General features: G+C 27.0%; 7 protein-coding genes. 4 read left to right on the forward strand and 3 right to left on the reverse strand.

The features are described from left to right. Positions 1–326: 326 nt before the first annotated feature. From Q0H31_RS12710 to Q0H31_RS12720, 3 genes are read left to right on the forward strand one after another with little or no spacing between them, the layout of a single operon-like run. Positions 327–773 (forward strand): hypothetical protein, encoded by a 447-nt coding sequence (locus Q0H31_RS12710; RefSeq protein ID WP_295298755.1) that lies wholly within the window; start codon positions 327–329, stop codon positions 771–773. A 9-nt stretch (positions 774–782) separates the two neighbouring features. Next, on the forward strand, positions 783–1,337 hold the full coding sequence (locus tag Q0H31_RS12715) for an RNA polymerase sigma factor (protein WP_295298758.1): 555 nt from the start codon (positions 783–785) through the stop codon (positions 1,335–1,337). Further along, positions 1,334–1,804, forward strand: coding sequence for a zf-HC2 domain-containing protein (locus tag Q0H31_RS12720; protein ID WP_295298760.1), 471 nt, complete (start codon positions 1,334–1,336; stop codon positions 1,802–1,804). Before Q0H31_RS12715 ends, Q0H31_RS12720 begins: the two co-directional genes overlap by 4 nt. Before the next feature lie 2 nt (positions 1,805–1,806). Here the strand turns inward: Q0H31_RS12720 and Q0H31_RS12725 are convergent, their stop codons facing one another. Further along, complete coding sequence (locus Q0H31_RS12725) at positions 1,807–3,345, reverse strand: ATP-binding protein (protein ID WP_295298762.1); 1,539 nt, start codon at positions 3,343–3,345, stop codon at positions 1,807–1,809. Positions 3,346–3,364: 19 nt separating this feature from the next. Beyond that, on the reverse strand, positions 3,365–3,850 hold the full coding sequence (locus Q0H31_RS12730) for an ATP-binding protein (RefSeq protein WP_295298764.1): 486 nt from the start codon (positions 3,848–3,850) through the stop codon (positions 3,365–3,367). A 197-nt stretch (positions 3,851–4,047) separates the two neighbouring features. On the opposite strand from Q0H31_RS12730, the gene mtnK reads away from it, so the two are divergent. Next, on the forward strand, positions 4,048–5,244 hold the full coding sequence (mtnK, locus tag Q0H31_RS12735) for an S-methyl-5-thioribose kinase (RefSeq protein WP_295298766.1): 1,197 nt from the start codon (positions 4,048–4,050) through the stop codon (positions 5,242–5,244). An 88-nt stretch (positions 5,245–5,332) separates the two neighbouring features. On the opposite strand, the gene Q0H31_RS12740 is transcribed toward mtnK, so the two are convergent. Beyond that, on the reverse strand, positions 5,333–5,899 hold the full coding sequence (locus Q0H31_RS12740; RefSeq protein ID WP_295298767.1) for a hypothetical protein: 567 nt from the start codon (positions 5,897–5,899) through the stop codon (positions 5,333–5,335). Positions 5,900–6,049 lie beyond the last annotated feature (150 nt).

Here is a 6,049-nt window from a genome sequence, read left to right on the forward strand (position 1 = left end):
AGTTAATTAAATTATAAGGAATACCTGCTTTTTTTAAACTAAAAAACGTGCAATATGTATGGCTCCTAAACACATAATTTTTATTAAATAAGTTGTTATTTAATGAAAATTGCAATATAATTATTTAGCAGAAATTATTTAAATTTTATTGTATACTTAATAATAATAAGAATATATTTATTTAAATAGTTTTATGTAATTTTCTTTAAATATATTATAAATATTGTAAAAATATATATAAATAACAGGGAACTTTTTTAATATATATTCGTCTAACATATTATAATAAAAAGAGATATATTCGATTAAAGAGGTTTGGTTACTACATGAAAAAAAAGTTTGTATTATTATTTATATTATTATTTTCATCACTCCTTATTGCTCAGCCTCCGGCACCAAGGCATGGCAGGGGAATGGGCGGCGGCAGAGGAATGCATAGAGGAACTGATAAATTGGGACCTGATGCTTTGCGTTTTTTACAAATGGCAGGTATTGTATTAACCGAAGAACAAACGAAAAGAGTTTATGATATAGCAATTAAATTTGTTAAAGAAGAAGAAAGCATTAGATTGGAAATAGAAAAGATAGATTACAGTATAAGGGAAGAACTTATTAAGGATAATCCGGATAGGAATATGCTGAAGAATCTTATTAAATCTAAAAAAGATTATGAGGCGGAGAGAGATTATTTGAAAATGGTTCGTGATTTAGATATAATAAATGTATTAACACCTCAGCAAAGATCTCAGCTTCGTAATTGCAAAATGAGGTAATTATTTTTTATGAGTGGTGTAGAGATGGCGTTTGATGAAAATAATTTTTTAGAAGCTTTCAAAAATGGAGATGAAGAGGCTTTCAAAGAACTTATGGAGGCTTATAAAAAACCTTTAATTAATTTGGTATATTCTCTTATTTCTAATTATGATGAAGCAGAAGAGATTGTGCAGGACGTTTTTGTTAGTTTTTATATAAAAAGAGAAAGCTTTGAGGGTAGGTCTAAAATTTATACTTGGCTTTATAGGGTTTCTTTCAATAGGGCAGTTGATCATATAAGAAAAAAAGAGCGGGAAAAAAGATACAGACTTAAAGAATATAGAAATGCTCAAATGCAGGAAGCTCATGATAATGACAGTATAAATAAAATCATCATAGCTGAGAGTTTATCTAAGTTGGAAGATGATTTTAGAATACCTCTTATTATGGCAGAATATGAGAATTATTCTTATACTGAGATATCTGAGAAATTGGACTTGCCTGTTAATACCGTTAGAACAAGGATATTTAGGGCAAGAAAGAAATTATTAGAAATAATAAAAAAAATGGGGGTAACTTTATGAACAACACACATGAGTATTATGAAATGCTTATCAGCAGATATAAAGATAATGATTTAAATGATGAAGAAATATTAGAGATGGAAAAGCATTTAGATGAATGTTCTGAGTGCAGAAAGTTTAAGGAAGAAATTTTTGCTATGTCATCTATTTTAACAGGGAAGATGCCTATAAAAGTAAATAACACAAAAAAGAAATTTAAACTCGTGCCTTATGTTGCTTCTATAGCAGCTATGCTTTTAATATTTGTTGGAGTAGGTGTAGTTATTAATAACAGCAATAATAATTCTATTGATTCGCAAATAACTGCCTCAACATCTGTTTTGGAAGAAGAAGAGAATATCTACAGCGATGATGTTTACAGTGATTATGCTCTTTTATCTACATACTTTGACTATGCTCCTGAAAATCAAAGCAGTGAAGAAGACAGTATGACAGTATTATCAGCTTATATGGCTTATATGGAATAAAATTAATTTTTGGAATTGTTTACAACTCCAAATGGTATTCTTAATTTTACTATAGTGCCGGCACCCTCAGAGCTATCTATTGTGATTGTTCCTTGCATAGTATCAAGCAAATCTTTAACTACAGATAAGCCTATTCCTATGCCGCCGTATTCTCTTTCAAATCTTGAGTCGCTTTGATAAAATGGTATAAAGATTTTCTTTAATTTGCTTTGTTTTATTCCTTTGCCTGTATCTTTTACTGTAATCTCTATTTCATTTGGCATAATATTTTGCATTGAATGATAATTAAATAAGTCTGGTGAAAAATCTATTGCTTTAGTTTCAATAGTATCAAGCATTCTAACGTTTATAGATATTGTGCCGGACTTTGTAAATTTAAATGCATTAGAAACTATTCCTTCCATTATTAGTCTGAATCTTTCTTTATATCCTATTAGAGTGTTACAATTTTCTTCTATAAATATTTCTGTTTTAATATCTTTTGGATATAAAATTTTATATCCTTCTATTATTGAGTTCAATTCATCTTCAACATTAAATTCTGAAGTATAACTATAGCTCTCATCATCTTTAATAGCAATCTGTATTAAATTATTATTATTGTCATACAATTTTTTTATGCTTCTTGATATAACATTAATAGCCTCTTCTTTTACTTCTTCATTAATAGTTTTTCTCTTTAATAAATTAATATATCCCATTATCTCTGTAAAAGGGTGTCTAAGTTCATGAGTGATAGTTGCTTTAAACTCTCTTATAAGTTTGTTATAATAATTAACATTCTTTTTCAAAGAGTTTATTTCATTAAATAGAGAAACCAATCTTTTTTGCAAAATATCAGTGTGCTTTTTTTGCTGTTCATATAATATTGAAAAATAAAGTCTATTTAAGCCTATCTCTGTACCAGCATTTTTTATTATGCCTTCTTTACACCATTTTATAGCCTCATTAAACTCTACAAAAAAAGAATCAATATTCTCTTCCATAACAGAACCATCAGTTTTTACTTTCTTAGGTTTTAATCCTGTTATATCGCATGTAGCAATATTTATTCTCTCTGTAATAATCCCAGAAGAGCTGTAATATTGATGTCCTAAAACTTTAATATTTTTTATATTAACACTATACCCTGTCTCTTCTTCCAATTCTCTTTGTGCACATTTTCTTATACCCATGTTGCTGTCTTTCATATTAAGTTCATCTTCTTCAAGCATTCCTGCTGGAAACTCTAAAAATGACATAATATTTTCATCTATCTCATCAGCACTTTTATTGTTTAATACTTTTTCTTTATAGTAAACTACAGGTCTAAAATTTTTAATCATAAGTACATGCATTTGATTATCTATATAAGTATATGGAACTATTATAACAGCATCAGAACCTTTTCTGTTAATGATGTCGCAATTATACTCTTTTGAAAAACTTCCGTCATCATATTCATTTATAGCAACAAATCTCTCTAATGTAACAAAACCTGTATTTAATTTTATTTCGGGGGATTTATGAAAAAATTTAGTATCTTTAACTTTTTTAGGCATAATAGTTTTCTCTTTATTATTATTTTATATTTTTATTGAATTTCTTAATAAGCGTAATAATATTTCCTTTTCTATTGTGAGTAACTTCGTCAAAATATGATTTTATTATTATAATTCCTCTTCCGCTTTCTCTTGCAAAACCATCATTTTTAATTGATTTTAATGCTCTTTTAATATTAAAGCCTTCTCCATTGTCTTTTACTTTAATTTTTATATTATTTTCTTTTTCATTGATATCTAAAGTAAGTTCTATATTTGTATTTTTTGCAAGCTCGCTTTTTAATAGTTCTTTTAATTTTTTATTGTATATATTTTTTTGAAGCCATTCTTTTTTTTGCTCATACAATATATTAAGATTACCATGTTCTATAGCATTTATTATTACTTCGTATAATGCTGATGAGAAAAGGTCTATATCTGTTATATATTTGCTTATTTTTAGGCATATATTTTCTATCAATTTGCTTATTTTATCTAAATCATTGTCAAGTATATACTTTTCCACTTCAAAACAACCCTATATTATCATTTATTCTAAAGTATACCATTATAATGATATTATATCAAATTTAATATTTATATTTTTTTATATAGTATTGTTTATTAGTTGTAATTTTTATATTGAATGATTATATTTTAGTGGTATTTTTTGTATTTTATTAATATAATATTAATGATAATACTAGTTTAAGGATATAAATAATGTATAAATTTGATAAGCACTTTTTAATGAGTACGGAAAATGTAAAGGAATATTGTAAAAAAGTTTTAAAATATTTTAATGAAGATGAGAAAATTGAGGCTGTTGAAATAGGAGACGGTAATATAAATTATGTGTTTAAGGTTTTTAGCAAGGATAAATCTATTATAATAAAGCAGGCTGATGAGTTTTTACGCTCTTCTGGAAGGGCTTTAGATGTTTATAGAAGCAAAATAGAAGCTGAAATATTAAAAATAGAATATTCTTTGTCGCCTAATCATATACCTAAAGTTTATTCTTATGATGAGAATATGCATGCTTTAGCTATGGAAGATATATCTGATTATAAAAACATGCGTAAAGAGCTGTTAGAAGAAAAAGAGTTTGATAATTTTTCTGATGAGATAGCTGATTTTTTATCAAATGTTTTGCTCCCTACAACAGATTTAGTAATGGATAGGGCGAAGAAAAAATATAATGTGAAGCTTTTTATAAATAAAGAATTATGCGATATTACAGAAGATTTAGTTTTAACAGAGCCTTATTATAATTATAAAAATAGAAATATAATATCCAAAGGGCAAGAAGATTTTGTAGATAAGTTTTTGTATAATGATGAAAGCTTAAAATTTGAAGTAAGTAAATTGAGAGACAGATTTATGAATTATTCTCAGGCACTTATACATGGGGATTTGCATACAGGTTCTATATTTATAAATCAAAACGGAATAAAAATAATAGACCCAGAGTTTGCTTTTTATGGACCTATTGGTTATGATATTGGTAATGTTATAGGAAACTTATTTTTCTCTTTGGCTAATAAAACTTATTTTTCTAATAATAAAGATTTTGTTCAATGGATAAAAAAGACAATAATAGATACATTTGATAAAATAAATATTTCTTTAAGAAAAAAGTATGATGAGATAGTTACATTCAGTCTTTATAAAAATGATAGTTTTAAAGAGTATTATTTAAACTCTATATTATCGGATTCTATAGGATATGCAGGCACAGAGATGATAAGAAGAACGATAGGAGATTCTAAGGTAGCGGAGATATCTTCTCTTGATTTATCAGATAAAAAACTTGTTATGGAGAGAACATTAATAAAAACAGCAATATTATTTATAAAAAACAGAAATACTATAAATGAAGGAAAAAAATTGATAGATATATTTGAGTTTATAGAGAAATAAAATTTATATTATGCAATTTATTAATCAATAAAAAGGCTTAATCTTTTTATTTAAGATTAAGCCATAATTTTAGAAAAATAATTAAATATTAGAACCAGTATCTAAATCCTAATTGACCAGCAAAGCCAAAGAATGAACCAAAATCAAAACCGCTTCCGCCGTCACCTATATATATACCTAATAATCTAAATCCGCCGCTTCCAACACTAAGTACACCTACACTAGGAGCCAATTCCACAAATACTTCCCAATTTTTAGCAAATATAAAAGAGAATCCTATAGGCACTCTTAAAGCAGCACTAATATTCCAATATTGGCTTCCAAAATCAACACTTGCTGCAAGACCAGGTCCTAAATAGAAGTGAATACCAACTGAATCTTTCAACAAAGGAATTTTTAAACCCCACCAATCCATAGTAAATCCAATACCGAAAAACGTATAACCACTACCAAATAATATTCTTGCTGATGCTCCAAACATTAAAGGAACGCCTTTAAATTGTCCTGTTAAGCCTAAAGAAGTACTAGCAGGAAAACCTCCCATAAATGCAGCACCAATAGCAGCACCATCAGAATATGCAGCTTGTGCCTTAGCAGGAATAGTTGTTATTAATGCCAAAGCAAGAATAACAGATAAAACAATTTTTCTTAACATAAGATATCTCCTATATATTATATTATATTATATTATATTATATTATATAAAAGTCAATACAATTGATAAAATTGTTTTGTTTAGGAGCCATAGATATTGCACGTTTTTTAGTTAAAATAAAGTAGGTATTCCTTATAATATAAATAGCTA

The sequence above is a fragment of the uncultured Brachyspira sp. genome (assembly GCF_934747485.1).
In the GTDB taxonomy this organism is placed as follows: Bacteria; Spirochaetota; Brachyspiria; order Brachyspirales; family Brachyspiraceae; genus Brachyspira.